The organism is Methylobacterium sp. J-059 (genome assembly GCF_022829485.1).
Lineage (GTDB): Bacteria > Pseudomonadota > Alphaproteobacteria > Rhizobiales > Beijerinckiaceae > Methylobacterium.
Genome location: NZ_JAKSYA010000035.1, coordinates 25570 through 51862, shown reverse-complemented (window position 1 = coordinate 51862; position 26293 = coordinate 25570). Strand labels below are relative to the sequence as shown.

Below are 26293 nucleotides of genomic sequence, written 5' to 3'. Positions count from 1 at the left end.
CCCCTCAATCAAATCCCAGGAACTCGAAGAGGTCGCGGTCCTTCATCGGGATCGCGGAGAGCGGCTTGCCGCCGGCGTAGAGGTAGGCGGCCAGCCGCATGTACTCGGCCTTCACGGCCTCCAGTTCCGGCGTCTCGTCCATCTCGAACAGGGTCGACTTCTTCAGGCGCGAGCGCCGCACGACGTCGAGGTCGGGGAAGTGGGCGATGCGCTCCAGGCCGACGGCGGCGTTGAAGCGGTCGATCTCGTCGGTCTTGGCCGAGCGGTTGGCGATGACGCCGCCGAGCCGCACGGGGTAGTTCTTCGCCTTGGCGTGGATCGCGGCGACGATGCGGTTCATCGCGAAGATCGAGTCGAAGTCGTTGGCGGTGACGACCAGCGCCTGTTCGGCGTGCTGGAGCGGCGAGGCGAAGCCGCCGCAGACCACGTCGCCGAGCACGTCGAAGATCACCACGTCGGTGTCCTCCAAGAGGTGATGCTCCTTGAGGAGCTTCACCGTCTGGCCGACGACGTAGCCGCCGCAGCCGGTGCCGGCCGGCGGCCCGCCGGCCTCGACGCACATCACGCCGTTGTAGCCCTCGGCGACGAAGTCCCCGACGCGCAGCTCCTCGGAGTGGAACTGCACCGCCTCCAGCGCATCGATCACGGTCGGCGCCAGGCGCTTGGTGAGGGTGAAGGTCGAGTCGTGCTTCGGGTCGCAGCCGATCTGCAGCACCCGCTTGCCGAGCTTCGAGAAGGCGACCGACAGGTTCGACGAGGTCGTCGACTTGCCGATGCCGCCCTTGCCGTAGACCGCGAAGACCTTCGCCGTCGTGCCGATGGCGACGTCCAGCGAGACCTGGACGCTGCCTTCCGGCTCGCGGCGGGCGGCGACGGGGTTTCGAATCGCGATGTTCATGCCGCAACCTCCGCGGTGATGCCTTCGAGACGGTCCTCGAGCTCCTCCTCGGCGCGGGCGAGCGCGTCGCGCGTCGCCGCATCGGGAGTCCAGAAGCCGCGCTGGTGCGCCTCGATCAGCCGGTGCGCGACCTTGGCCGAGGCGGTGGGGTTGAGGGCGGCCATGCGCGCGCGCATGGCGGGGTCGAGGACGTAGGTCTCGGTGATGCGCTGGTAGATCCAGGGCGCGACGCCGTCGCTCGTGGCCGACCAGCCCATGGTGTTGGTGAGGTGCGCCTCGATCTGGCGCACGCCCTCGTAGCCGTGCCCGAGCATGCCCTCGGTCCATTTCGGGTTGAGCATGCGGGTCCGGGTCTCGAGCGAGACCTGCTCGGAGAGCGAGCGCACGGTGCCCTCGCCGCGGGTCTGGTCGCTGATGAAGATCGGCACCGCGGCGCCGCGGGCCTCGGCCACCGCCCGGCCCATGCCGCCGAGCCCGTCGAAGTAGTGGTCGACGCTCGTGACCCCGACCTCGACCGAATCGAGGTTCTGGTAGGCGAGGTCGACCTTGGCCAGCACGCTGCGCATCAGCGCGCGCTGCGGCGCCGGCTGGCCGGTGCGGCCGTAGGCGAAGCTCTTGCGGCGCGAGAAGGTCTCGGCGATCTCGTCCTCGTCCTCCCAGCGGCCGGACTCGACCAGCCCGTTGACGTTGGCGCCGTAGGTGCCCTCGGCGTTCGAGAACACCCGCAGCGCCGCGGTCTCGAGGTCGATGCCGTGCTCGGCCTGATGCGCGAGGGCGTGCTTGCGGACGAAGTTGCGCTCCACCGGCTCGTCGGCGGTGGCGGCGAGGTAGGAGGCTTCGGCGAGGAGCTTCGTCTGGAGCGGCAGCAGGTCGCGAAAGATGCCGGAGAGGGTGACGACCACGTCGATGCGCGGGCGGCCGAGCGTCTCCAGCGGGATCAGGGTCGCGCCGCAGAGCCGGCCGTAGCCGTCGAAGCGCGGCGCCGCGCCGATGAGCGCCAGGGCCTGGGCGATCGGGCCGCCCTCGCTCTTGAGGTTGTCGGTCCCCCACAGCACCAGGGCGACGCTCTCGGGTAGGGCCGCGCCCTCGTCGCGGTGACGGGCGAGGATCCGGGCGACCTGCCGCGCGCCGTCGGCGACCGCGAAGGCCGAGGGCAGGCGGTAGGGATCGAAGCCGTGCAGGTTGCGTCCCGTCGGCAGCACGGCCGGGTTGCGCAGCAGGTCGCCGCCGGCTACCGGCGCGATGAAGCGCCCGTCCAGCGCCTTGAGCAGGCCGGCGACCTCGTGGTCGCGGGCGAGCAGCGCGTCGGTCTCGGCCAGCGACCGGAAGGCGGCGCGGTGGGTCTCGTCGAGGGGCAGGTTCGCGGTGGCCAAAGCCGCGTCGACGTCCTCGCCGGCCACCAGGGCCGCGATCCCGGCCCGCTCCGGCGCGAGGCCGGCGGAGGCTTCGGCCAATGCCAGCAGCAGGTCGACCCGCTCCTCGGGCGGCGTGCCCTGCCCCACCACGTGCATCCCGTGCGGGATTAGGGTGTGCTCCAGCTCGTGCACCGCCTGGCCCAGCGCCTGGATGCGGGCGGCGAGGTCGTCCCAGGCCGGCTCGGCCGGGGCCAAGTCGAGGGCGGCGGCCTGCGCCTGGACGAGCAGGCCGAGGTCGCGGCGCTCGGCTTCCGCCTCGGGCTCCAGGGCACGCCAGCGCTCGATCGAGGCCTTGAGGTCGATCAGGCCGCGATACAGCCCCGCCTGGGCGAGGCTCGGGGTCAGGTAGCTCACCAGCGTCGCGGCGGAGCGGCGCTTGGCGATCATCCCCTCGGAGGGGTTGTTGGCAGCGTAGAGGTAGACGTTCGGCAGCGGCCCGATCAGCCGCTCAGGCCAGCACGATTCGGACAGGCCGGTCTGCTTGCCGGGCATGAATTCGAGCGCGCCGTGGGTGCCGAAATGCAGCACCGCGTCGGCGCGGAAGTCGTCGCGCAGGTAGCGGTAGAAGGCCGAGAAGGCGTGGGTCGGCGCGAAGCCGCGCTCGAACAGCAGGCGCATCGGGTCGCCCTCGTAGCCGAAGCCGGGCTGCACGCCGACGAAGACGTTGCCGAACTGCGCGCCGAGGACGAAGAGGGCCGAACCGTTGCTGTTCTGGCGCCCCGGCGCGGGCCCCCACTGCGCCTCGATCTCGGACAGGTACCGCTCGCGCCGGACGTGCTCCTCGGCCGGGATGCGGTGATGGACGTTGGCGGGCGTGCCGTAGCGGGCGGAGTTGCCGGCGAGCACCGCGTTGCGCAGGTCGTCGACCGTGTCGGGCACCGCGACGTCGTAGCCGTCCGCCTTCATCGCCGTCAGGGTGTTGTGCAGCGACTGGTACACCGACAGGAACGCCGCCGTGCCGATCGAGCCGGCATTCGGCGGGAAGCCGAACAGCACGATCGCCACCTTGCGCGCGGCCCGCGCGGTCCGCCGCAGGGCGACGAGGCGCTCGATTCGGGCGGCGAGCATGTCGGCGCGCTCCGGGTGAACACGCATGTCGCGGGCGTTCTCGCCCATCGACGCGCCGGAGCGGCCGCCGAACACCATCGGCGCGGTGGCGCCGTCGAGCTCGGGGATCGCGACCATCATCGTGGCCTCGACCGGCGAGAGGCCGCGGTCGGAGCCCTCCCACTGCTCCAGGGTCTGGAACTCCAGCGCGTGGGCGGCGAGGTAGGGCACGTCGAGGTCGGCGAGCGCCGTCTCGGCCGCCGCGGCGTCGTTGTACGCGGGCCCGCCGACCAGCGAGAACCCGGTGAGCGAGACCAGCGCGTCGATGGCCGGCCGGCCGTCGCGGCGGAAGAAGGCGTCCACCGCCGGGCGGTTGTCGAGGCCCGAGGCGAAGGCCGGCACCACCGCGAGGCCGCGGCCTTCGAGCGCCGCGATCACGCCGTCGTAATGGGCGGTGTTCCCGGCCAGCACGTAGGAGCGCATCACCAGCAGGCCGACACGACCCTTCGCAGGGCCGCTCGAAGGCCCCTTGGGCATGGGGAGCGCGGCGAGCGACCCGCCGATGCGGCCCTTCATGCGCGGGTGGTAGAGGCCGGTCTCGGGATAGCTCAGCGGCGCGGGTGCGGCGGCGATCTCGCGCCAGGCGAGGCGCGGGCCGGCGGCGTAGCGCCCGACCAGGAAGCGCACGAGGTTGGCGATGTTCTCGTCCGAGCCCGAGAGCCAGTATTGCAGGGTGAGGAAGTAGGCGCGCACGTCCTGCGCCGAGCCGGGGATGAAGCGCAGGATTTTCGGCAGCTTGCGGATCATCGCCATCTGGCGGGCGCCGTTGCCCTGGGCGCCCGGCTTGCCGCGCAGCTTCTTCAGGAAGTCGAGGGCGCCGCGCTTGGTGCCGTCCATGTCGAACCGGTTGAGGCGGGTGGTCTTCACCACCTCGCCGGCCGAGAGGCAGCCGATCATCGCGTCGCAGTGCGGGCGGCGGGCCAGCAGCGCCGGCAGCACGGCGCGGACGTGCTCGTCCATGAACAGCATCGTCGCGAGCACGATGTCGGCCCGGGCGATGTCGGCCTTGCAGGCGGACAGGCTCGCGGGCGCGGTGTCCCACTCGGCGGCGGCGTGGAAGTCGAGGATGAGGCCGGGCATCTCGCTGCGCAGCCGGAGGCGAGCGCGCTCGAGGGCGCTCGCCATGTGGTTGTCCATCGTCACGACGACGATGCGGAGCTCGGGCCGTTCAGCGACCGAAATGCGCTTTGGCATCGTACAAGGTCTCGACGGTGATGAGCGGCAGCGCCCGCTCCCTGGCGAAGGTTTCCGTGTTGGTGCGGGCTTTTCCTCGGACGAAGAACGGGATCTTCCGCAGCTCCTTCTCGGCCTCCACGGCCCAGGTCGGAGCGGTCGGGCCGGCGAGCGTCACCGAGGTGACGGGCTCGGGAACCGGCGGGGCGGGCGCGGGCGCCCCGGCGGGGGCCTTGCCGCCGAGATGGGACGGGGCGCGGTCGTTGAACTCGGGGTCCTCGCGGAACATCCCGAGCAGGTGCTCCTCCAGGCCCATCATCAGCGGGTGGACCCAGGTGTCGAACAGGACGTTGGCGCCCTCGAAGCCCATCTGCGGCGAGTAGCGCGCCGGGAAGTCCTGGACGTGGACCGGCGCCGAGATCACCGCGCAGGGCAGCCCGAGCCGCTTGGCGATGTGACGCTCCATCTGCGTGCCGAGCACCAGCTCGGGGCCGGCCGCCTGGATCGCCGCCTCGACGTCGAGGTAGTCGTCGGAGATCAGCGCCTCGATGCCGTGGAGCGCGGCCTCCGCCCGGACCTCGCGGGCGAACTCGCGGCCGTAGGTGCCGAGGCCGACGACCCGGAACCCGAGCTCGGCCTTCGCGACGCGGGCGGCGGCGATCGCGTGGGTGGCGTCGCCGAAGATGAAGACGCGCTTGCCGGTGAGATAGGTCGAGTCGACCGAGCGCGAATACCAGGGCGCGCGCGACGGCGCCCCGGCGAGCACCGGCGCCGGGTCGATTCCGGCCAGCGCCGCGACCTCCTCGACGAAGCGGATCGTCGCGCCGACGCCGATCGGCACCGTCTCGACCATCGGCTGGCCGAAGGTCTTCTGCAGATACTGCGCGGCCGCGCGCGCCACCTCCGGGTAGAGCACGACGTTGAAGTCGGCGTCCTTCAGGCGGCCGAGGTCGGCCGGGCTCGCGCCCATCGGCGCCACGACGTTGACGGCGATCCCGAGCCGCTCGAGCAGGCCGGTGATCTCGTCGAGGTCGTCGCGATGACGGAAGCCCAGCGCCGTCGGCCCGAGGATGTTGCAGGACGGACGCCGGCCCTCCGGCTTCGGCTCCAGGGACGGCGAGCCGGAAAGCCCGCGGACCAGCCGGTAGAAGGTCTCCGACGCGCCCCAGTTCTCCTTCTTCTGGTAGGCCGGCAGCTCCAGCGCGATCACCGGGATCGGCAGGTTCAGCGCCTTGGCGAGGCCGCCCGGATCGTCCTGGATCAGCTCCGCCGTGCACGAGGCGCCGACGATCATCGCCTGCGGCCGGAAGCGCTCGTAGGCGGCGGCGGCCGCGTCCTTGAAGATCTCGGCGGTGTCGGAACCGAGGTCGCGGGCCTGGAAGGTGGTGTAGGTGACCGGCGGGCGGGCGTCGCGCCGCTCGATCATCGTGAACAGCAGGTCGGCGTAGGTGTCGCCCTGCGGCGCGTGCAGCACGTAGTGCAGCCCCTCCATCGCGGTGGCGACCCGCATGGCGCCGATATGCGGCGGTCCTTCGTAGGTCCAGAGGGTGAGCTGCATCGCCTCAGACCTCCAGCCGGGTGCGGCGGACGAGCGGGCGGGCGAACAGCTCGGCGAGGTCGCCGGCCTGGTCGTAGCCCTGGATCGGCGTGAACAGCAGCTCGATCGACCACTTGGTCGCGAGCCCTTCCGCCTCCAGCGGGTTGGCGAGGCCGAGGCCGCAGACCGTCAGATCGGGCCTCTCGGCCCGGGCCCGGTCCATCTGCGCGTCGAGGCTCTGGCCCTCGACGATGTCCGTGCCGTCGGGCAGCAGGGCGAGGTCCTCGGCGAGGTGCCCGCGGTGCAGGTAGGGCGTCCCGACCTCGCACAGGCCCATGCCCAATTCCCGCGACAGGAACCGGGCGAGCGGCACCTCGAGCTGCGAATCGGGGAAGAAGAACACCCGCTTGCCGGCAAGCGTCTCGCGGTGGTGATCGAGCGCGCGGGCGGCGCGGGCCCGGCCCGGCGCGGTCGCCGCCTCGAAGCGGCCCTCAGGCACCCCCCACGCGTCGGCCGCGGCCCTGAGCCAGCGCGTCGTGCCCTCCACGCCGAGCGGGAACGGGGCCGACAGGCGCTTGGCGCCGCGGGCCTCCAGGGCCTTGGCGGTGTCGGTCAGGAACGGCTGCGCCAGCAGGAAGGTCGTGCTCGGGCCGACGGCCGGAAGCGCGCCGGCCCGGCGCGCCGGCAGGAACGCGACGTTGGCGATGCCGAGCTCGGAGAACAGCCGAAGGAACTGGTCCTCGACCACGTCGGCGAGCGCGCCCGCCACCAGCAGCGACGGGGCGGCGTCGGGCGCTTCCCGCGGCATCTCGGGCACCAGGGCCGCGAGGCAGGCATCCTCGCCCTGCGTGAACGTGGTCTCGATGCCGCTGCCGGAATAGCTCAGCACCCGCACGTCCGGCGAGAAGGTGGTCGAGAGCCGCTGCGCCGCGCGGCCGAGATCGAGCTTGATCACCTCGGAGGGGCACGAGCCGACCAGGAACAGCAGCCGGATGTCGGGGCGGCGCTCGATCAGGCGGCGCACCACCCGGTCGAGCTCCTCGTTCATGTCGGCGATGCCGGCGAGGTCCCGCTCGTCGATGATCGCGGTGGCGAAGCGCGGCTCGGCGAAGATCATCACCCCGGCGGCCGACTGGATCAGGTGGGCGCAGGTGCGCGAGCCGACGACGAGGAAGAACGCGTCCTGGATCTTGCGGTGCAGCCAGACGATGCCGGTCAGCCCGCAGAACACCGCGCGCTGGCCACGCTCCTGCCGGATCGCCACGTCGCCGCAGCCGGGTTCGGCGGTGGCTGCGACGGTCCTCGGCGGGAGGAAGGGCGCATTCATCGCGCCACCATCGCGGTGCCGGCGACGGGGCGCGGACGCCGTGGCGCCTGCAGCCGCGCCGCTCGCAGCTTCAGCAGGAATTGCGTCGCGTTGACCGCGTAGGAGGCGTAGGCCGCGAGCGCCAGCCACATGAGGCCGGCCGTGCCGAGGAGCCCGAAGCCGAGGGCGCCGAGATAGGCGGTGTGCAGGGCCAGCACGAGCATGCTGACCACGTCCTCCCAGTAGAAGGCCGGGGCGAACAGGTATCGCCCGAACACCGCCTTCTCCCAGATCGAGCCGGTGACCATGATTGCGTAGAGCAGGAAGGTCTTGGCCAGCACCGAGAGGTTGGCCGCGGCCTCGCCCTCCCCGGTGGACAGCGTCCGCAGGACCAGCCCCAGGCTGACGAGGAACACGAGGAATTGAAGCGGGGCCAGAAGGCCCTGGATCAGGGTCCAGCGGGTCGCGTCGCGCCGGGCGCGCTCGGCCGACGTGTAGAGTGGTGGTCGTGCCGTCCGGTCGCTGGGACCCATAGCCTTACCCCATCCCTGCTGCGGCGGGCCGCCTCTCGGGAGGGCGGCTTGGGGGAAGCCTAGAAACCGTGCCAAAAAGTGTCAAGCGCGCTTTACGTCAAAACTGTATGACAATGACGTGGGAGCATTCTTATTCGATTCGACCATTGCCAAGCCGCCTCGAAAGCGTATCGTCTAAGTCAAGTCGTCCCGGAGAGGGCGACGGCACGGGGAATCCTAACCCCGGCCAAGCTATATTTTGAATACAATTAAGCCGTCAGCGACATTGGAGTTGGCCAATGGATGACTTGAGGCGCTCCGAGGGGCGAAACGCCATCCTAGCGCTCGCTCGCGAGATGGCGTCAGCCTGCGAGATCGACCAGCAGGCGCCGCCGCGCCGGCAGCAATTGTCCGATCGCTGGCACGGTCACCTCTCCCGCGTGGTCGAGGCCGAGATCATCCCCCGCCTGATGCTCGCACACCGCATGGAGGCGTCGACGCGCGGCCCGGGGCCGAGAAAGCCGACCGCCGAGGACATCGAGGCCTTCGCCTCCCTCGTGCTGGCGCCGGCCGGCGAGGTGGTGGAGGCGCGCATCGCCGCGCTCGTCGACGACGGCCTCGCCCTCGACAGCCTACTCCTCGACCTCCTGGCGCCGACCGCGCGGCACCTCGGCGTGCTCTGGGAGGAGGACCTTTGCGACTTCGCCGAGCTGACGATCGCGATGGGCCGCCTGCAGCGGATCATGCACGACCTCGCGCGCCGCTACGGCGGCGAAACAGGAGGGCACCGGGACGGGCACAGCATCCTCCTGAGCCTTTGTCCCGGCGAGACCCACATGTTCGGGCTGTCGATGATCGAGCAGTTCTTTCGCGACGCGGGCTGGGACGTCACGAGCACGGCGCTCGCGCCGGTGGGCGAGATCCTGAACCAGGCGCGGACCGCTTGGTTCGACGTGATCGGCCTGTCGCTCGGCTGCGAGGTGCTTCTGCCGACCCTGACCAAGACCGTCCACGAGCTGCGCCGGGTCTCGTTCAATCCCGGCGTGCGCATCCTCGTCGGCGGCCCGATCTTCGTCGACAATCCGGGGCATATCGAGCGCGTGGGTGCTGATGCCACGGCCACGGATGCGCGTCGTGCTGTGGCCGCCGCCGAGTTCATGCTTGATCTCAGGGCGGGAGCCTGCTGAAAGACCCGATCGACGACTTCACGAAGCGGTGAGACTTGACCAGCTTGGCCACCCACGCTGCGCAGAACCCCTCCGCAGCCCTGAGCAAGACCCTGTCGGCCCTCGGGGGAGAGGCGGCGGGCCTTCTCGTCGCGGCCGCGACCGACCTGTCCCTGGTGGTGGATGCCGACGGCATCATCCGCGACGCGGCCTTCGCCGCCCCGGACCTCGCGGGCCAGGGCTGCGACACGTGGCTCGGGCGGCGCTGGATCGACACCGTCACCGTCGAGAGTCGCCCGAAGATCGACGCGCTGCTGCGCGACGCCGCGCCGGACGGGGTGACGCGCTGGCGGCAGGTCAACCACCCGTCCGTCTCCGGCGACGACCTGCCGATCCGCTACGCCGCGATGCGCCTCGGCACGGACGGCTCGATCATCGCGATCGGCCGCAACCTGCTCGCCATGGCCTCGCTCCAGCGCAAGCTCGTCGAGACGCAGCAGGCGCTGGAGCGCGACTATCTCCGCCTGCGCGGCGCCGAGACCCGCTATCGCATGCTGTTCCAGCTCGGCAGCGAGCCGGTGCTCGTGGTCGACGCGGCCACGCGCCGGGTCACCGAGGTCAACCCCGCCGCGGTCCGGCTCCTCGGGCGCACCGAGAAGCGGATCCTCGGGCTGGACGTGGTCGAGCTGTTCGAGGCGGCGAGCGGGCGCGAGATCGAGCTGCTGTTCTCCGGCCTGCGCGCCACCGGCAAGGCCGAGGATCTCGAGACCCGGCTCGCCGGAAGCCGCGGGCAGGCGCGGATCTCGGCATCGCTGTTCCGGCAGGGCAGCTCGGCGAGCGCGCTGCTGCGGCTGAGCGATTCCGCGATCGGCGACGCCGCGTCGCCCGAGCGGCGCGGCCCGCTCCTCGACGTCATTGAGGGCATTCCCGAAGGGTTCGTCGTCACCGACCTGTCGCGGCGGATCCTCACCGCCAACGGGGCCTTCCTCGACCTCGCCCAGGTCGCGACCGTGGAGCAGGCGCGCGGCGAGCTGATCGACCGCTGGATCGGCCGCGAGGAGACCGAGGCCGCGACCCTGTTCGCGACGCTGGCCGAGCACGGCTCGGTCCGCCACTTCGCCACCGGCCTGCGCGGCCTTCTCGGATCCGTCGAGGAGGTCGAGATCGCCGCCGTCGCCGTGCCGAACGCCCGCCCGCCCTGCCTCGGCTTCACCATTCGCGGCACGCCGCGCCGTGCCGTGGCGACGGCGGTGTCGGGCGGGCACGAGCTGCCGCGCTCGGTCGAGCAGATGACCGAGCTGGTCGGCCGCGTCTCGATGAAGAACCTCGTGCGCGAGACCACCGACCTGATCGAGCGTCTTTGCATCGAGGCGGCGCTGCGGATCACCCGCGACAACCGGGCCTCGGCCGCCGAGATGCTCGGGCTCAGTCGCCAGGGCCTCTACGCCAAGTTGCGCCGCTACGGCATCGGCGATCTCGACGGGCCCGACTATCCCGACGCCTGAGCGCGATCCGCTCGGCCTGCCTCCACCCGCGAATCGCGACGTCCGCCGCCGGAACGATCGTGAATGGACCGTCCGTCGGCATTCGACCTCGCCCGCTTGGTTTCAGCTTGGCACTACTCCTACCTTGGTGTGTCCAAGTTTTCGATCATCTGTCGTGTCATCTCTACTTGACACTTCGTAGGGCGAGATCCTAGCCTCGCACCATGGCGACACCGGCTCCCAGCGCACTCGTCGAACTGCTCAAGCCGATCACGTGGTTCGCGCCGATGTGGGCCTTCGCCTGCGGCGTGGTCTCGTCTGGGCAATCCACCCACGGGCAATGGCCGGTGATCATGGCCGGCGTCGTGCTCGCCGGGCCGCTGGTCTGCGCCACCAGCCAGGCGGTCAACGACTGGTACGATCGCCACGTCGACGCGATCAACGAGCCGAACCGCCCGATCCCGTCCGGCCGCATGCCCGGCCGCTGGGGGCTCTACGTCGCCGGGGCCTGGACCGGGCTTTCGCTCCTCGTCGCTGCCGCGCTCGGGCCCTGGATCCTCGGCGCGGCGATCTTCGGCCTCGTCCTGGCGTGGCTCTACAGCGCGCCGCCGATGCGCCTGAAGAGCAACGGCTGGTGGGGCAATTCCGCCGTGGCGATCTGCTACGAGGGGCTGCCGTGGTTCACCGGCGCCGCCGTGATGGCCGCCACCGTGCCCGACCGCCGCGTCCTGATCGTCGCGGCGCTGTACTCGATCGGTGCCCACGGGATCATGACCTTGAACGACTTCAAGTCGGTGGAGGGCGACACCCTCACCGGCATCCGCTCGCTGCCGGTCCAGCTCGGCATCCCCGGGGCCGCCCGCTTCGCCTGCCTCGTGATGACCGTGCCGCAGGTGGCCGTGATCGCGTTCCTCTACGGCTGGAGCCGGGGGTGGCACGCCGCGATCGTCGCGCTGCTGCTCGTCGGGCAGATCGCGCTGATGCGCCGGCTGCTCGCCGCGCCGCGGGCGAAGGCCGCCTGGTACAACGGCACCGGCACCACCCTCTACGTGCTCGGCATGCTGGTTTCCGCCTTCGCGCTCCGCCCGCTCGTGGGAGCCCCGTGATGGCCGCGCCCGCCTCATCGTCATTCACATCTTCGTTCTCTTGGGCGCAGATCGTCCGTCTCGGCCTCGTCCAGACCGCGCTGGGCTCCGTCGTCGTGCTGATGACCTCGACCATCAACCGGGTGATGGTGGTGGAGCTGGCGCTGCCCGCCATCGTCCCGGGCGCGCTGGTCGCCTTGCACTACGCGGTGCAGGTGCTGCGCCCGCGCTGGGGCTACGGCTCGGATGTCGGCGGCCGCCGCACGCCGTGGATCGTCGGCGGCATGGCCGCCCTGGCGCTCGGCGGCTTCCTCGCCGCGGCGGCGACGGCGCTCGCCGAGACGAACCTCCCCGCCGGCCTTTCGCTCGCGATCCTCGCCTTCTTCTCCGTCGGCATCGGCGCGGGCGCGGCGGGAACCTCGCTCCTCGTCCTGCTCGCCACCGGCGTCGAGGATCGGCGCCGGGGTGCCGCCGCCACCATCGTCTGGGTGATGATGATCGCCGGCTTCGCGGTCACGGCGCCGCTGGCCGGGCACTTCCTCGATCCGTTCTCCGGCGCGCGCCTGGTCGCGGTCTCCGGCACCGTCTCGCTCGCGGCGTTCGCCCTCGCGTGCCTGGCCGTGCGCGGGGTCGAGCCAACCGTCGCGCCGGTGCGATCGGAGACAGCCGGCTCTGCGAAGGCGCCGTTCCGGGCGGTGCTCGCCAAGGTCTGGTCCGAGCCGGCCTCGCGCCGCTTCACCGTGTTCATCTTCGTGGCGATGCTGGCCTACAGCGCCCAGGAGCTGATCCTCGAGCCGTTCGCCGGCCTCGTCTTCGCGATGACGCCGGGCACCACCACCAAGCTCGCCGGCCTCCAGCACGGCGGCGTGCTCGCCGGGATGCTGCTGGTCGCGGGTCTCACCATGGGCGTCGGCGGACCCTGGCTCGGCTCGCTCAAGCTCTGGACGGCCTTGGGCTGCGCCGGCTCCGGCGCGATGCTCGTCGGGATCGCGGCCGGCGGCCTCGTCGGGCCGGAGTTTCCCTTGCGCGCCGTGGTCTTCGGCCTCGGCCTGTTCAACGGCGTCTTCGCGGTCGCCGCGATCGGCTCGATGATGGGGCTCGCGGGCGCCGGCGGCGAGGCCGAGCGCGGCACGCGCATGGGCGTGTGGGGCGCGGCGCAGGGCGTGGCCTTCGGCGCCGGCGGCTTCCTCGGCACCGTCGCGGTCGACCTCGCCCGCCTCGTCACCCCGGAAGCCGTCCACGCCTACGCCGCCGTCTTCCTGGCGGAGGCGCTGCTGTTCGTGCTCGCCACCCTGATCGCGCTGCGGATCGAGCATGCGGGCGCCACCCGCGTGCCGCGCGTGCAACGCCGGGCGGCGCTCGATCTCCGGTTCGAGCCGCGGTTCTAGGGCGTTTTCAGGCGAGGTGGATGCCGGCTCGCGTGAAGGACATCCGACCCGACGACGAGAGAGCGTTTTTTTGATCCGGCGATTTGGGAAGACGCTCCAAGCGCCGCCCGCCGAAACCAACGCCAGGGAGCACAGCATGTCCGAAGCCCCCGAATTCTTCGATTGCGTCGTGGTCGGTGGCGGTCCCGCCGGCGCGACGGCGGCGACCGACCTGGCGCGGATGGGCCGTAGCGTGCTGCTCCTCGACAAGCCGGGGCGGATCAAGCCCTGCGGCGGCGCGATCCCCCCGCGGGCGATCCGCGATTTCGCCATCCCCGACGCGCAGATCGTCGCCCGCATCAAGCTCGCGCGGATGATCGCGCCCTCCGACACGGCCGTCGACATGCCGGTCGGCGACGGCTTCGTCGGCATGGTCGAACGCGAGCATTTCGATCCGTGGTTGCGCGACCGGGCCTCGCTCGCCGGCGCCGACCACCGCCCCGGCACCTACGAGCGCATCGTCCGCGACGGCGCCGGCACCACGGTGCATTACCGCGTCGGCGACGCGGCGCGCACGGTGCGGACCAAGCTGGTGATCGGTGCCGACGGGGCCTCGTCCCCGGTCGGCCGGGCCGAGATCCCGGGCCATGCCGGGATGCGCCAGGTCTTCGCCTACCACGAGATCGTCCGGCCGCCGGCCGACGGCAGCGGAGCCTACGCGGCCACGCGCTGCGACGTGTTCTACCAGGGCAAGCACTCGCCCGATTTCTACGCCTGGATCTTCCCGCACGGCGAGACGATCAGCATCGGCACCGGCTCGGCGCGGAAGGGCTTCTCGCTCCGCACCGCGATCCGCAACCTGCGCGAGTCGACGGGGCTGGCGGCGGGCGAGACGGTCCGCCGCGAGGGTGCGCCGCTGCCGCTCAAGCCGCTGAGCAAGTGGGACAACGGCCGCGACGTCCTGCTCACGGGGGATGCCGCCGGCATCGTCGCGCCCGCATCCGGCGAGGGCATCTACTACGCGATGCTCGGCGGCCGGCTCGCCGCCGACGCGGCCGACGCGTTCCTCAGGACGGGCGATGCCCGTGCCCTCGCCCAGGCCCGCCGTCGCTTCATGAAGCTGCACGGGCGGGTGTTCCTGATCCTGCGGATCATGCAGGCGGTCTGGTACCGCAACGACGCCCTGCGCGAGCGCTTCGTCTCGATCTGCCGCGACAAGGACGTGCAGCAGCTCACCTGGGAAAGCTACATGAACAAGGAGCTGGTGCGGAAGAAGCCGATGGCGCACGTGAAGATCTTCTTCAAGGACATGGCGCACCTGTTCCGCTGGGTCTCGCCTTGAGCGAGGTCTGGATGCCGGCGGCGATCGCCACCCTGTCCGCGCTCGTGGTGGCCCTGGCCGGCGGCGTGCTGACCACCACCGGCCCGTGGTACCGCGCCCTGCGCAACCCGGCCTGGAAGCCGCCGGACTGGGCGTTCGGCCCGGTCTGGGCGACGATCTTCGCGCTCTGCGTCGTCTCCGCCGTGATCGCCTGGAGCGAGGCCGACGAGCCGCAGCGCGTCGTGCTGCTCGCGGCCTACGCCGTGAATGCCACGCTCAACATCGCCTGGAGCGCGCTGTTCTTCCGCGCCGAGCGGCCGGACTGGGCGTTCTTCGAGCTCGTCCTGCTCTGGCTCTCGGTGGCGGCGCTGATCGCCGTCACGCTGCCGGTCTCGGGCGTCGCGGCGGTGCTGCTGGCGCCCTACCTCCTCTGGGTGACAATCGCCGGGTTCCTCAACCGCGCCATCGTGCGGCTCAACGGCCCGTTCGGAGCCGCGTGATGGCGGAGTGGTTCGCGACCGGCCGGATCGTCGACGCGATCCTCGTGCTCGTCGCCGCCGAGGCCGCGATGCTGCTCGCGTTCCGGTGGCGGACGGGGCGCGGGCCGGCGCCGGTGCCGCTCCTGTGCAACCTCGTCTCCGGGGCGGCGCTGATGCTGGCCGTGCGTGCGGCCCTGGTCCAGTCGCCCTGGCCGGTCGTCGCCGGCTGGATGCTGGTCTCGCTCGGCGCCCATCTCGGGGACCTCGTGCCGCGCCTGCGCAACCCGGCCGGCCTGACGCTTCGTCGCACCTCCCTGCCTGGGGTGCCAGGAACTTCCGACGCGGCGGCCGCGTTCAACGCGCGGCCGCGAAGCTGAATTATTATGCTTCTTACCTGCCACAACCGGAGATTAGGCATCATGCGTGGCTTCCTCGCTCTGGCCGCGACCTCCGGTTTTCTGCTGGGTTCCAGCCTGCCGATCGCGGCCTTCGCGCAGGAGGCTGCCGGGGGCGCGAGCCAGGATCTGGTGAAGCGCGGCGAGTATCTCGTCACCGCCGGCGATTGCGTCGCCTGCCATACCGGCCCGAGCGGCAAGCGGCTGGCCGGCAACTACGTCCTCAACACGCCGATCGGAAAGATCCGCACCCCCAACCTGACGCCCGACGACGAGACCGGCCTCGGCAAGTGGACGGAAGCGGACTTCGTCAAGGCGATGCACGAGGGCATCGACAACGAGGGGCACTACCTCTACCCGGCCTTCCCCTTCGCCTGGTACACCAAGGTGACGACCGACGACGTCAAGGCGATCTGGGCCTACCTGCGCTCGCTCGAGCCGGTGAAGGAGCCGCGCAAGGACAGCGAGATCCCGTTCCCGTTCAACATCCGCACCGCCCTGATCACCTGGCGCACCGCCTTCTTCACGCCGGGCGAGTGGAAGCCCGATCCGAACGCCACCGCCGAGGTCAACCGCGGCGGCTACCTCGTCGAGGGGCTCGGCCACTGCGGCATGTGCCACAACGAGAATAAGATCGTCGGCAACAGCAGCCTCGCGGGCAAGCTCGGCGGTGGCGTGATCGACGGCTGGTACGCCCCGAACATCACCCCCGACGGCCACCAGGGCATCGGCGCCTGGACCGAGGAGCAGGTGGTGACCTACCTCAAGACCGGCACCGCCCCGGGCGACAAGCCCGGCGTCGCCGCCGGGCCGATGCGCCAGACCATCGAGGAATCGCTCTCGAAGATGACGGACGCCGACCTCAAGGCCATGGTCGCGTATCTCCGGACCTACCAGGCCAAGCAGACCTACAAGTCCAAGGACCTGCAGGCCTACGACACCACCGGGGCGCCGGGCGCGGGCGTCTACCTCAGCTACTGCTCGTCCTGCCACCAGCCCGACGGCAAGGGCGTCGAGGGTGCGATCCCGGCGCTCGCCGGCAACACCTCGGTCCAGTCGGCCGGCCCGGAGACGGTGCTGCGCGTGATCTACGGCGGGCTCGGCGCGCAGAGCGGCTACGCGCCGATGACCGCGATCGGCCAGGGCATGACCGACCAGCAGGTCGCCGACGTCACCGACTACATCCGCAACTCCTGGGGCAACAGCGCTCCCGTCCTGAAGTCCGGCGTCGCCGCCGACGCGCGCAAGGCGACGAGCACCATGCTCGCCGGCAATGCGCCCTGCGCCGAGATCGAGCAGCCGGACGTGGCCAAGGCCGTGGCCGACGCCGGTGCCGCGGAACAGCTGAAGGGCCTCAAGCAGGAGGACTTCATTCCGCGCATCGATGCGCTCCTGCCGAAGATCAAGTCGGCGCTGCCCGCGGGACGGGACGACGACATCGTCAACGGCCTGACCACGGCATTCTGCAAGGCCGCTAAGCCGGAGACCGACGACGTGAAGCTGCCCTGGCACGCGACGATCGGCAGCTTCAGCAACCTCGTCTACAGCCAGCTCAAGCACCCCGAGCGGCAGGCCAGCACGATGCCGGCCCCGGCGATGCCGAAGCCGAACTGAGCCACGGGCAACCGGTCGCGGGCGGCCTGACGAACCAGCGCGCGATTGGCGCGTTGGCCGGCCGCGCCGACGAGGGGATGTCGCGGTGTCGCACGATTCCGCAATCCCGGTCTTTTCAAAACCATGACGCATCAGACCTGTGACGTGGCCGTCATCGGGGCCGGCACGGCGGGGATCGCCGCGTTCCGTGCCGCCGAGGCGGCGGGCGCCGACGCCGTGCTGATCGAGCGCGGCCCCGGCGGCACCACCTGCGCACGCGTCGGCTGCATGCCTTCGAAGCTGCTCGTCGCGGCCGCGGCGGCGGCTCACGACGCGCGCCGCGCCAGCCTGTTCGGCGTCGCGGTGTCGGGCGTATCGGTCGACGGCCCCGCGGTGATGGCGCGTGTGCGGGCCGAGCGCGACCGCTTCGTCGCCGGGGTGCGCGACGGGCTCGACGCGATCCCGTCGGCCAAGCGGCTCGCCGGCGAGGCGCGGTTCCTCGACGCCCGGACGCTCGCGCTCGGCGACGACCGCCGCGTGGCGTTTCGGGCGGCGGTGATCGCCACGGGATCGAGCCCGAGCATCCCGAAGCCGCTCGCGCCGCTGGGCGACGCCGTCCTGACCACCGACACCGTGTTCGAGCTTCCCGACCTTCCGGCGTCGCTGGCGGTGATCGGCGGAGGGCCCGTCGGCATCGAGATCGCCCAGGCGATGGCGCGCCTCGGCGTGCGCGTCGACCTCTTCGACACCGGGTCGGGCCTGGCCGGCCTGAGCGAGCCCGGCCTTCGGAAGGACGCGGCCGCGATCTTCTCCGACGAGATGGCCTTGCATCTCGGGTCCGAACTCGTCTCGGCCGAGCCCGTCGACGGCGGGGCGCAGCTGACCTGGGCGGAGGCCGACGGCACCCGTCGCACCGGCACCTTCGCCCGGGTGCTCGCAGCCGCCGGCCGCCCGCCCAACGTCCGAGGCCTCGACCTCGCGCAGGCCGGGCTTCGTCTCGACGAGAAGGGCATGCCGGCCTTCGACACCCGGACCCTGCTCTGTGCGGGGGCGCCCGTGCTGATCGCGGGCGACGCCAACGCGGTGCGACCGGTCCTGCACGAGGCGAGCCGCCAGGGCGGGATCGCGGGGCGGAACGCGGCGGCCCTCGCCGCGGGCCGAGCCCTCGCGGCGCCGGAGCCCTGGCCGGCGCTCGCCATGGTGTTCACCCACCCGCAGGCGGCGAGCATCGGTGCGCCGTTCGATCCCGAGGCGGGCGACGGGCGCGTGGTCGGCGGGATGTCGTTCGACGACCAGGGCCGGGCGCGGGTCGAGGGCGTCAACCGGGGCGGCATCCGGCTCTGGGCGGATCGGGACGGGCGCCTGCTCGGCGGCGAGATGCTCGGGCCGTCCTGCGAGCACCTCGCCCATCTCGTCGCGCACGCGATCGGCGACGGACGGACCGTCGACGACCTTCTGGCGCGGCCGATCTACCATCCCACCGTCGAAGAGGGACTTGCGAGCGCATTGTCCGATCTTATACAACCGCTGAAGGGATGACCGCCGGACGCCGGACGGTCGTGACCGATCCTTCATCTTGCCGCATCGCGGATACCATTGCGCCCGCCCGTCCCACGGGTCATACCGGGCCGCAGATGACGCGGTCCCATTCCTGATGTCCACGATCGTTGCCGCGGGCAATGCGATCGACCTCGACGCCCTGACGGCGGAAGAGCGCGATGGCCTCGATATCGGGGTGATCGGGCTCGACGCCGCCGGGACGATCGTGTCGTTCAGCGAGGGGGCGAGCGCGCTCTCGGGCCTCGCCAGCGCCGCCGTGATCGGCCGCAACTACTTCCGCGAGGTGGTGCCGAGCACCAACGTCCCCGGGTTCTTCGGCCGCTTCCTCGCGGGCACCCGCCGCGGGCACCTCGACGAAAGCTTCGACTTCGTGTTCGGGCGCATGCCGCAGCCCCTGCGCGCCCGCGTGCGGATGCGGAGCGGCAAAGGTGTCACCTGGCTCACGATCACCCCGGTGGAGACCCTCGGCGCGGGCCAGTCGCGCGAGGCGGTGATGGCCGCCATCGGCCGCCGCGTCCGGGCCGAGCCGGTCGATCCCCAGCTCTGCGAGCGCGAGCCGATCCACATCCCGGGCTCGATCCAGCCGAACGCGGTGATGCTGGCGGCCGATGCCGGCACGCTCGAGATCCTGGCCCACAGCACCAACGTCCGCGACGTGCTCAGCCGCGCGCCGGAGCGGATCGCCGGCCTGCCCCTGGCCGAGGTCCTGCCGACCGCCTTCGTCGAGACGATCCGCCAGCGCCTCGCCAGCGCCACCCTCGACGACGGGCGCTCGATCCGCCGCACGCTCAAGCTCGCGGGCGACGACCATGCCAGCTACTACGCCATCGTCCACGCCCATTCCGGCCGGGTCATCGTCGAGCTGGAGCTCGAGCCCGAGCATCCCGAGGACTTCCGGGTCGCGACCCAGACCGATTCGGAACTCGCCGTCACCCGCCTCCGGGCCGCCGAGACGCTGAGCGGGGCCGCCCGCATCGCCGCGCTCGAGGTCCGGGCGCTCACCAGCTTCGAGTGCGTGCTGGTCTACCGCTTCGACGCGGACTGGAACGGCGAGGCGATCGCCGAGGACAAGGTGCCGGATTGGTCGCGCGCCCTGCTCGGGCTGCGGTTCCCGGCCTCCGATATCCCGGCCCAGGCGCGCGCGCTCTACACCAAGGCCAAGAGCCGCTTCGTGATCGATCGCGATTCGGTGCCCGTGCCCCTGGTCGCGGCGCCGGCGGCCGGCAACGGCCCGATCGACCTCACCTTCGCGCAGCACCGCACGCTCTCGCCGATCCACCTGGAGTACCAGCGCAACCTCGGCGTGAACGGCTCGATGTCGATCTCGATCATGGTCGAGGGGCGGCTGTGGGGCCTGATGATCGGCCATCACCGCCACCCGCACTACGTCGCGCCCGAGACCCGCGCCGCCGCGACCGTGCTCACCGACGCCTTCGCCATGCGCGTGCAGGAGATCGAGGCGCGCCGGCTCTGGACCGAGCGCAAGGCCCATCTCGACACCGAAGGGCGCCTGGTCCGCGGCCTGACCCGGTCGGACGACTTCGTCGCGGCGCTGACCGGCGGCTCGACCACCCTCCTCGACCTGTTCGGGTCGACCGGTGCGGCGATCGTCTCCGGCGCGCGCGCGACCCTGATCGGCACGACGCCCCCGGACGAGGCCGTCCGCGCGATCGGCGACTGGCTGAAGGAGATCCTGGCGCCGGGCGAGACCACCTATGCCAACGCCAACTTCTCCGCGCAGTGTCCCGCCGCCGCCCCGCACCGCGAGATCGCGAGCGGCGTGCTCGCCGCGTTCGTCGACGAATCCCGCGAGAACCTGCTGCTCTGGTTCCGCCCGGAGGTGTCGAGCACGGTGACGTGGAGCGGCGATCCGCGGAAACCGGTGCTCGCCGGCAACGGGCCCGTCGCGGTGCTGCCGCGGCGCTCGTTCGAGCGCTGGGTCGAGGAGCGCACGGGCTTCGCCAGCCCCTGGGCCGACTGGCAGGTGTCGCTGGCCGGCTCCCTCGCCCACGCGGTCGAGGGCGTCGTCCTGCGCCAGCGCCGCAAGATCGACGAGCTCACTGGCCTCCTCGCCGAGAAGGAGCGCCTGCTCGCCCAGAAGGATCTCCTGACCCGTGAGATCGACCATCGGGTGAAGAACTCGTTGCAGATCGTCTCGGCCTTCCTGCAGATGCAGCGGCGTCAGGTCTCCGATCCGGCCGCCCGCCAGGCCTTCGCCGACACCTCCGCCCGGGTGATGAGCGTCGCCCGCGTCCACGACAGCCTGTATCAGGCGGAGAACGTCGAGGAGGTCGACCTCGGCCAGACCATCGAGGCGCTTTGCACCGACCTCGCCGGCATGGCGGGCGGCGGCCATGCCGTCGACCTCACCGCCGAGCCCGGCCTGATGGTGCCCTACCGCAAGGCGGTGGCGCTCTCGCTGATCGCCACCGAGCTCGTCACCAACGCCTTCAAGTACGCCGCCAAGCCCGAGGGCGTCGGCCGCGTGGCGGTCACCGTTTCGGGCCACGGCCCCGGCAGCGTGCGGCTGCGCGTCTGCGACGACGGCGAGGGCCTGCCCGAGGGCTGGTCGGAGACCAAGCCCCGCGCCAACGGCACCGGCGTCGGGCTCGGGATGAAGCTGATCCGGGCGATGCTCGACCAGATCAACGCCCGCCTCGACGTCGACAACGCGCCCGGCGCCTGCTTCACGATCACGGCGTGAGCCTGCACCAGCGGCTGCGCGCCGCCACCGCCTCGTCGCATCAGGGTCTCGAGGACGCGCTCGACTGGCGGGCGCGCGTCGCGACGCTGCCCGGGTATCGCGCCCTGCTCGCCCGCTTCCATGGATTCCATGCGGCCTACGAGCCGGCGATCGGGCTTGCGCTCGCCGACGAGGCGTTCTGGGGCCCGCGCCGGCGCTTCGCCGCGCTGGCGGCGGACCTCGCCCATCTCGGGATGCCGGACGCCGAGATCGCCACCCTGCCCCTGCCCTCGGCCGTGACGTTCGCGGACGAAGCCGCGGCGATGGGGGCGCTCTACGTGCTCGAAGGCTCCACGCTCGGCGGCCAGGTCATCGGCCGGCACATCGGCGCGGTGCACGGGCTGACGCAGGCGGGCCTCGCCTATTATCGCGCCCATGGCCGGCAGACCGGCGTGATGTGGAACGCCTTCCGCGCCCGGCTCGATCGCCTGTCGGGCGATCCGGAGGCGGAGGCGGCTGCCCTGGCGACCGGCACCGCGACGTTCGACGCGCTTCGGATCTGGCTGTGCGCGCCGGATTCGTCCGCCGCGTGCGGGGCCGGCTGAGGCGCAGGCCGCCTCAGCCCTCGCGATCCCGCCCGAGCAGCCCGTCGACGAAGGCTTCGAGGCCGATCCGCCGCGTGCGCTTGAGGCGCTCGGCGGCCAGGATGCCGCGCAGGGCGTCGAAGGCGTTCTGCAGGTCGTCGTTGACGATGACGTAGTCGTACTCGCTCCAGCGCTGGATCTCGACGCGGGCGTTGGCGAGCCGCTTCTCGATGGTCTCCGGGCTGTCCTCGGCCCGGCGCTCCAGGCGGTGGCGCAGCTCCTCCAGGCTCGGCGGCAGGATGAACACCGTCACCACGTCGTCGGCGAGCTTGGAGCGGACCTGGCGGGTGCCCTGGTAGTCGATGTCGAAGATCATGTCCCGGCCGGCGCTGAGCACCTTCTCCACCGGGCGGCGCGGCGTGCCGTAGAAGTTTCCGTGGACCTCGGCCCATTCGAGCAGGTCGTCGCGGCTGCGCAGGTCATCGAAGGCCTCGCGCGCGATGAAATGGTAGTGGCGCCCGGCGATCTCGGACGGGCGCCGGGCGCGGGTCGTCACCGAGATCGACAGGTCGAGACCCCAGCCGCCGTCATCGGCAATGGCGCGCGTCAAGGTGGTCTTGCCGGCGCCCGACGGCGAGGACAGGATCAGGATCAGCCCGCGGCGGGCGATCGAGTCCGAGACCGATGGGGAGGGGGCGTCCGTCATCCGCGTGCCCCGGCCGTGTCTCGCGCGCCCATCGCCTCAGTCCCGCTACTCGACGTTCTGAACCTGCTCGCGGAATTGCTCCACCACGGCCTTCAAGTCGAGTCCGATTCGCGACAGCGCCACGTCGTTGGCCTTGGCGCACAGGGTGTTGGCCTCGCGCCCGAGCTCCTGGGCCAGGAAATCGAGGCGCCGCCCGATCGCGCCGCCCGCCGCCAGGAGCTCGGACACCGCTTCGAGGTGGGCGCGCAGGCGGTCGAGCTCCTCGCGGACATCGGCCTTGGCCGCCATCATCACCGCCTCCTGATGCAGGCGCTCGGGATCGAGGCCGCCGGCGTCCAGCAGGCCCGCGACGGAGGCCGCGAGACGGGCGCGGATCGCCTCGGGCTTGCGCGCCGGGCAATCCTCCGCGGCCTGCGTCAGCACGCCCATCCGCGCGACCTGCGCCGCGACGATCTCCGCGAGCGCCCGGCCCTCGGCGCGGCGGGCCTCGACGAGGTCGGCTACCAGCTGCACGACGCCCTCCGCGAGGTCGCGCGCCAGCGCGTCCGGCTCGGTGGCGGCCTCGTCCTCGGCCTCGACGACGCCGCGGATCGACAGCAGCCCGTCCATCGTCGCGGGCGCGATCCCCTCCGGAACCGGCACGCGGGCGACGGCCTCGGCGAGCCGCGCCAGCAGCGCCTCGTCGATCCGCACCCGCGCCTTGCTCTCCGGCTTCGTCAGGTTGAGCGAGAGCTGGCACTGGCCGCGGGCGAGCGTCTTCTGCAGGGCGGTGCGCGCGACCTCGCCGACGGAATCGTATCCGTTCGGCACCCGGAGCCGCACGTCGAGCCCGCGGCCGTTGACGCTGCGGACCTCCCAGGCCCACTGCACCGGCCCGGTGGTGCCGGCGGCCCGGGCGAACCCGGTCATGCTCGCGATCATGGTCTTGCGATGCCCTGCGTTGCGGCGCCGAGGTTTCGTCGTGCGGGACGCCTACACGAAGGCGTTGACCTCTACCGTGAACCCGCCCGGCGCCTGGAAATAGAACGTCACCCGCCCGTGCTCCTCGCGCGGGGTCTCCGGGGCGAAGCCGCCTTCGGTCAGCCGTGCGTGGATCGCGTGGACCTGCTCCACCCGCTCCTGGATGAAGCCGATGTGGAAGATCTTGGGGTAGGTCGCATCCTTCACGCGGAACAGGCTGAGGATGCCGCCGCCGTCGTCGGCGAGGAAGGCCATCTTGTCGTTGACCGGCATCGCGGTGCGGCGCAGCCCGAAATAGGTCTCCAACATCGCGACCGTGGCCGGGACCTCGGTGACGCCGAGGTTGACGTGGTTCAGGTGCATCGGCTCGTCCTGATGGCGCGTGCGAGCGGCGCCGCAGCGCCGGGGACGATCACGGTTGCTTCAGCACCGGCACGGTCTTGGGCGAGCCGAGGTCGTAGGTCTTGTTCTTCAGCGGATCGAGCTTGGTGCCCTCCGAGGCGTCGAAGGCCTTCGGCCGCGGCCCGCCCGCCCCGACGGTCGCCCCGTCCAGCGCGTAGGCGTTCGTCGGCGGGGCGAAGGCCGAGGCCCGGTTCGGCACCGCGGCGGGATCGGCGGCCGGCTCGGCCTTGTCGACGCCGGCGGCATCCGGCGTCGTGGCCAGGCGGGCCTTCTCGACTTGGCGCCAGCGCGCGACGTTCTTCTGGTGGCCGTCGAGGCTCTCGGCGAAGGCGTGCCCGCCGGTGCCGTCGGCGACGAAGAACAGGTCCTTGGTCCGCGACGGATTGGCGACCGCCTCCAGGGCGGCGCGGCCGGGATTGGCGATCGGGCCGGGCGGCAGGCCCTCGATCACGTAGGTGTTGTAGGGCGTCGCCCGGTCGATCTCGGAGCGCTGGATGCCGCGCCCGAGGGTGCCGCGCCCGCCGACTAGCCCGTAGACGATGGTCGGGTCCGATTGCAGCTTCATCCGCTTGTTCAGGCGGTTGACGAACACGCCGGCCACCCGCGGCCGCTCGTCGGCGCGCCCGGTCTCCTTCTCGACGATCGAGGCCAGCGTCACCATCTCGGCCGACGTCCGCACCGGCACGTCGGCGCTGCGGCGCAGCCAGATGTCGTTGAGGACCTTGCGCTGCTTCTCGCGCATCAGGTTGACGATCTGCTGGCGGCTCGCGCCGCGCTCGAACTTGTAGGTGTCGGGCAGCAGCGAGCCCTCGGGCGGGATCTCGCCGACCTCGCCGGTGAGCACGTCGTTCTCGTTGAGGCGCATCACGATCTGCTCGGAGGTGAGCCCTTCGGGGAAGGTGATCGCGTGCTGGACCTGCCGGCCCGTGGTCACGGTGTCGATCGCATCGCTGATGCTGGCATGGGCCTTGAAGGTGTACTCGCCGGCCTTCAGCGGCGGGCGCCCGCCGAAGCGGGCGGCGAACTCGAACAGCCCGACATGGTCGATCACGCCCTCGCGCTTCAGGATCTCGGCGATCTCGCCGGTGCCGCTGCGGGACGGGATCACGACCACCTTGTCGGCGGCGAGCGGGCCGGGCTCCTGCACCTGCCGCTGGAACAGCGTCAGCCCGAGCATCACGGCGATGGCGATCACCACCGCGAAGGTGAGCAGCCCGCTGATGGTGGCGAAGAGCCCGCCGCGGCGGCGCTCGGGCCGCTCGGGCGGCGGCGGGGCCGCGGTCGGCTTGATCGCCTCGTTCGGCGAGCGGGGGGAGAGGCGCTGCGGCTGGGCCGGCTCGTCGAAGGTGAGCGGCTGCGGCGGCACGTGCGTCTGGCGTCGACGGAAGAACATCGGGATCCTGCTCGGGCTCGCGCCGGCGACGAGGGCGGTGCCGGGCGCGCATGCGCGACGGGGCGGCGATCACGAAGGATCGCCGCAGGGTACCGGAAACTACGCCGGTTTGTGGCGAAATTGCCGTTGCGCGCTGCACGCAGCCCCGCTGGTCGACAGACAAGCCGATCCGGTCAGCGCAGTTTCGGGGGCGTCGGCGCGATCCGCGTCCCAGAAGGCTGGCAGGTCGCGCAGAAGAAGGTCGAGCGGCCGGATTGCACGATCCGGCCGACGGTCCCGCCGCAGCCCTTGGTGCGGCAGGCCTCGCCGACCCGGTCGTAGACGCGGAACGCCTGCTGGAAGGCGCCCGACGTGCCGTCGGTGTGGGCGTAGTCGCGCAGGGTCGAGCCGCCGGCGGCGACCGCCTCGGTGAGCACCTCGCCGATCACCCTGGCCAGCAGCCGGGCCTTCGGCGTCGGCGCGCCGTCGGCCTTGGCCAGCGTGCCCGCGGCCGCCTCGGGGTGGAGGCCGGCCCGGTGCAGAGCCTCGCAGACGTAGATGTTGCCCAGGCCCGCAATCAGGCGCTGGTCGAGGAGCGCGGCCTTCAGCGGCGTGATCTTGTGGCGAAAGAGCCGCGCGATGGTCTCGGCCGTCAGATCCGCGCTCAGGGGCTCGATGCCCATGCCGGCGAAGTGCCGGCACGCGGCGAGCGTGTCGGTGGGCACGAGGTCCATGAAGCCGAAGCGGCGGGCGTCGTTGTAGGTGACGGTGGCGCCGTTCCCCATCGCCATCACCACGTGGTCGTGCTTGGGCGTGCCGAGCGCCCCGTCGAGGTAGAAGTCGCCGGGCGACGTGTTGCTGCCGTCGGGCATCGCCACGTCGAAGCGGCCGCTCATGCCGAGATGCATGATCAGCGTCTCGCCCGAATCGAGGCCGGCCGTGAGGTACTTCGCCCGCCGCGCGAGGCCGGTGACCCGGCGGCCCTCCAGGCGCGCGCAGAAGCGCTCGGGGAACGGGAAGCGCAGGTTCGGCCGGCGCAGGGTGACGCGGCTGAAGGTGGCCCCGACCATCGCCGGCGCGAGGCCGCGCCGCACCGTCTCGACCTCTGGAAGCTCGGGCATCGTCCTGTGGCCGTCCCTCGGCAAATCGGATGGTGGAAGGCGGATCGTGGAGGCCGGGTATCGGCCC

The 26293-nt window shown here is 71.7% G+C and carries 21 protein-coding genes; 11 read left to right on the top strand and 10 right to left on the bottom strand.

Annotated elements, in window-relative coordinates; genetic code table 11:
- Nucleotides 1-4 precede the first annotated feature (4 nt).
- The 5 genes from bchL to bchF are packed head-to-tail and all read right to left on the bottom strand — an operon-like array spanning nucleotide 5 to nucleotide 7969.
- Nucleotides 5-898, bottom strand: coding sequence for a ferredoxin:protochlorophyllide reductase (ATP-dependent) iron-sulfur ATP-binding protein (gene bchL, locus MKK55_RS03365; protein ID WP_243933287.1), 894 nt, complete (start codon nucleotides 896-898; stop codon nucleotides 5-7).
- Nucleotides 895-4614 carry a magnesium chelatase subunit H gene (locus MKK55_RS03360; RefSeq protein WP_243933285.1) on the bottom strand — a complete coding sequence of 1240 codons (3720 nt, stop codon included), beginning with the start codon at nucleotides 4612-4614 and terminating at the stop codon, nucleotides 895-897. The genes bchL and MKK55_RS03360 overlap by 4 nt, the downstream gene beginning before the upstream one ends.
- Entirely contained in the window at nucleotides 4589-6151 is a 1563-nt protein-coding gene (bchB, locus tag MKK55_RS03355) for a ferredoxin:protochlorophyllide reductase (ATP-dependent) subunit B (protein WP_243933283.1), read from the bottom strand. Before bchB ends, MKK55_RS03360 begins: the two co-directional genes overlap by 26 nt.
- Nucleotides 6152-6155: 4 nt before the next feature.
- The gene (locus MKK55_RS03350) at nucleotides 6156-7457 is read right to left on the bottom strand and encodes a ferredoxin:protochlorophyllide reductase (ATP-dependent) subunit N (RefSeq protein ID WP_147841439.1); all 1302 of its coding nucleotides are present in this window, start codon (nucleotides 7455-7457) and stop codon (nucleotides 6156-6158) included.
- Complete coding sequence (gene bchF, locus MKK55_RS03345; RefSeq protein WP_243933282.1) at nucleotides 7454-7969, bottom strand: 2-vinyl bacteriochlorophyllide hydratase; 516 nt, start codon at nucleotides 7967-7969, stop codon at nucleotides 7454-7456. The genes MKK55_RS03350 and bchF overlap by 4 nt, the downstream gene beginning before the upstream one ends.
- A 278-nt stretch (nucleotides 7970-8247) precedes the next feature.
- Here bchF and MKK55_RS03340 point away from each other — a divergent pair, with 278 nt between their 5' ends.
- From MKK55_RS03340 to MKK55_RS03290, 11 genes are all read left to right on the top strand, one after another.
- Nucleotides 8248-9135: a B12-binding domain-containing protein gene (locus MKK55_RS03340; protein ID WP_243933281.1), complete on the top strand. Its 888-nt coding sequence runs from the start codon at nucleotides 8248-8250 to the stop codon at nucleotides 9133-9135.
- 35 nt (nucleotides 9136-9170) lie between these two features.
- On the top strand, nucleotides 9171-10619 hold the full coding sequence (gene ppsR / locus MKK55_RS03335) for a transcriptional regulator PpsR (RefSeq protein ID WP_147728497.1): 1449 nt from the start codon (nucleotides 9171-9173) through the stop codon (nucleotides 10617-10619).
- Between the two features lie 203 nt (nucleotides 10620-10822).
- The gene (gene chlG, locus MKK55_RS03330; protein ID WP_147728498.1) at nucleotides 10823-11704 is read left to right on the top strand and encodes a chlorophyll synthase ChlG; all 882 of its coding nucleotides are present in this window, start codon (nucleotides 10823-10825) and stop codon (nucleotides 11702-11704) included.
- Nucleotides 11704-13071: a BCD family MFS transporter gene (locus MKK55_RS03325; RefSeq protein ID WP_243933280.1), complete on the top strand. Its 1368-nt coding sequence runs from the start codon at nucleotides 11704-11706 to the stop codon at nucleotides 13069-13071. Before chlG ends, MKK55_RS03325 begins: the two co-directional genes overlap by 1 nt.
- 136 nt (nucleotides 13072-13207) lie before the next feature.
- Nucleotides 13208-14392: a geranylgeranyl diphosphate reductase gene (locus MKK55_RS03320; protein ID WP_243933279.1), complete on the top strand. Its 1185-nt coding sequence runs from the start codon at nucleotides 13208-13210 to the stop codon at nucleotides 14390-14392.
- 11 nt (nucleotides 14393-14403) lie between these two features.
- Nucleotides 14404-14871 (top strand): TspO/MBR family protein, encoded by a 468-nt coding sequence (locus MKK55_RS03315; RefSeq protein WP_243933296.1) that lies wholly within the window; start codon nucleotides 14404-14406, stop codon nucleotides 14869-14871.
- The gene (locus MKK55_RS03310) at nucleotides 14871-15227 is read left to right on the top strand and encodes a hypothetical protein (protein ID WP_243933278.1); all 357 of its coding nucleotides are present in this window, start codon (nucleotides 14871-14873) and stop codon (nucleotides 15225-15227) included. Before MKK55_RS03315 ends, MKK55_RS03310 begins: the two co-directional genes overlap by 1 nt.
- Nucleotides 15228-15269: 42 nt before the next feature.
- Nucleotides 15270-16859 carry a c-type cytochrome gene (locus MKK55_RS03305; protein WP_147841444.1) on the top strand — a complete coding sequence of 530 codons (1590 nt, stop codon included), beginning with the start codon at nucleotides 15270-15272 and terminating at the stop codon, nucleotides 16857-16859.
- A 123-nt stretch (nucleotides 16860-16982) separates the two neighbouring features.
- Nucleotides 16983-18377 (top strand): dihydrolipoyl dehydrogenase, encoded by a 1395-nt coding sequence (locus MKK55_RS03300; RefSeq protein ID WP_243933277.1) that lies wholly within the window; start codon nucleotides 16983-16985, stop codon nucleotides 18375-18377.
- Nucleotides 18378-18492: 115 nt separating this feature from the next.
- Entirely contained in the window at nucleotides 18493-21102 is a 2610-nt protein-coding gene (locus MKK55_RS03295) for a histidine kinase dimerization/phosphoacceptor domain -containing protein (RefSeq protein ID WP_243933276.1), read from the top strand.
- Nucleotides 21099-21686 (top strand): biliverdin-producing heme oxygenase, encoded by a 588-nt coding sequence (locus MKK55_RS03290; protein WP_243933273.1) that lies wholly within the window; start codon nucleotides 21099-21101, stop codon nucleotides 21684-21686. The genes MKK55_RS03295 and MKK55_RS03290 overlap by 4 nt, the downstream gene beginning before the upstream one ends.
- Before the next feature lie 13 nt (nucleotides 21687-21699).
- Here the strand turns inward: MKK55_RS03290 and gmk are convergent, their stop codons facing one another.
- The 5 genes from gmk to mutM form a co-directional block, all read right to left on the bottom strand.
- Entirely contained in the window at nucleotides 21700-22371 is a 672-nt protein-coding gene (gene gmk / locus MKK55_RS03285; RefSeq protein ID WP_147728705.1) for a guanylate kinase, read from the bottom strand.
- 45 nt (nucleotides 22372-22416) lie between these two features.
- Nucleotides 22417-23280 (bottom strand): YicC/YloC family endoribonuclease, encoded by an 864-nt coding sequence (locus MKK55_RS03280; RefSeq protein ID WP_243933271.1) that lies wholly within the window; start codon nucleotides 23278-23280, stop codon nucleotides 22417-22419.
- A 63-nt stretch (nucleotides 23281-23343) separates the two neighbouring features.
- On the bottom strand, nucleotides 23344-23694 hold the full coding sequence (locus MKK55_RS03275; protein WP_243933269.1) for a VOC family protein: 351 nt from the start codon (nucleotides 23692-23694) through the stop codon (nucleotides 23344-23346).
- 49 nt (nucleotides 23695-23743) lie between these two features.
- Nucleotides 23744-25126, bottom strand: coding sequence for an endolytic transglycosylase MltG (mltG, locus tag MKK55_RS03270; protein WP_243933268.1), 1383 nt, complete (start codon nucleotides 25124-25126; stop codon nucleotides 23744-23746).
- Nucleotides 25127-25299: 173 nt separating this feature from the next.
- Nucleotides 25300-26226 (bottom strand): bifunctional DNA-formamidopyrimidine glycosylase/DNA-(apurinic or apyrimidinic site) lyase, encoded by a 927-nt coding sequence (gene mutM, locus MKK55_RS03265; RefSeq protein ID WP_243933267.1) that lies wholly within the window; start codon nucleotides 26224-26226, stop codon nucleotides 25300-25302.
- Nucleotides 26227-26293: the final 67 nt, after the last annotated feature.

What these genes read in the sequence shown, in the direction of transcription:
- MKK55_RS03360 (WP_243933285.1), bottom strand. Translation starts at nt 4,614, where the DNA reads ATGCCAAAGCGCATTTCGGTCGCTGAACGGCCCGAGCTCCGCATCGTC.
- bchF (WP_243933282.1), bottom strand. Translation starts at nt 7,969, where the DNA reads ATGGGTCCCAGCGACCGGACGGCACGACCACCACTCTACACGTCGGCC.
- MKK55_RS03315 (WP_243933296.1), top strand. Translation starts at nt 14,404, where the DNA reads ATGCCGGCGGCGATCGCCACCCTGTCCGCGCTCGTGGTGGCCCTGGCC.
- MKK55_RS03300 (WP_243933277.1), top strand. Translation starts at nt 16,983, where the DNA reads ATGACGCATCAGACCTGTGACGTGGCCGTCATCGGGGCCGGCACGGCG.
- MKK55_RS03325 (WP_243933280.1), top strand. Translation starts at nt 11,704, where the DNA reads ATGGCCGCGCCCGCCTCATCGTCATTCACATCTTCGTTCTCTTGGGCG.
- bchL (WP_243933287.1), bottom strand. Translation starts at nt 898, where the DNA reads ATGAACATCGCGATTCGAAACCCCGTCGCCGCCCGCCGCGAGCCGGAA.
- MKK55_RS03275 (WP_243933269.1), bottom strand. Translation starts at nt 23,694, where the DNA reads ATGCACCTGAACCACGTCAACCTCGGCGTCACCGAGGTCCCGGCCACG.
- chlG (WP_147728498.1), top strand. Translation starts at nt 10,823, where the DNA reads ATGGCGACACCGGCTCCCAGCGCACTCGTCGAACTGCTCAAGCCGATC.
- MKK55_RS03320 (WP_243933279.1), top strand. Translation starts at nt 13,208, where the DNA reads ATGTCCGAAGCCCCCGAATTCTTCGATTGCGTCGTGGTCGGTGGCGGT.
- mltG (WP_243933268.1), bottom strand. Translation starts at nt 25,126, where the DNA reads ATGTTCTTCCGTCGACGCCAGACGCACGTGCCGCCGCAGCCGCTCACC.
- MKK55_RS03350 (WP_147841439.1), bottom strand. Translation starts at nt 7,457, where the DNA reads ATGAATGCGCCCTTCCTCCCGCCGAGGACCGTCGCAGCCACCGCCGAA.
- MKK55_RS03310 (WP_243933278.1), top strand. Translation starts at nt 14,871, where the DNA reads ATGGCGGAGTGGTTCGCGACCGGCCGGATCGTCGACGCGATCCTCGTG.
- MKK55_RS03280 (WP_243933271.1), bottom strand. Translation starts at nt 23,280, where the DNA reads ATGACCGGGTTCGCCCGGGCCGCCGGCACCACCGGGCCGGTGCAGTGG.
- MKK55_RS03295 (WP_243933276.1), top strand. Translation starts at nt 18,493, where the DNA reads ATGTCCACGATCGTTGCCGCGGGCAATGCGATCGACCTCGACGCCCTG.
- MKK55_RS03340 (WP_243933281.1), top strand. Translation starts at nt 8,248, where the DNA reads ATGGATGACTTGAGGCGCTCCGAGGGGCGAAACGCCATCCTAGCGCTC.
- MKK55_RS03305 (WP_147841444.1), top strand. Translation starts at nt 15,270, where the DNA reads ATGCGTGGCTTCCTCGCTCTGGCCGCGACCTCCGGTTTTCTGCTGGGT.
- gmk (WP_147728705.1), bottom strand. Translation starts at nt 22,371, where the DNA reads ATGACGGACGCCCCCTCCCCATCGGTCTCGGACTCGATCGCCCGCCGC.
- bchB (WP_243933283.1), bottom strand. Translation starts at nt 6,151, where the DNA reads ATGCAGCTCACCCTCTGGACCTACGAAGGACCGCCGCATATCGGCGCC.
- mutM (WP_243933267.1), bottom strand. Translation starts at nt 26,226, where the DNA reads ATGCCCGAGCTTCCAGAGGTCGAGACGGTGCGGCGCGGCCTCGCGCCG.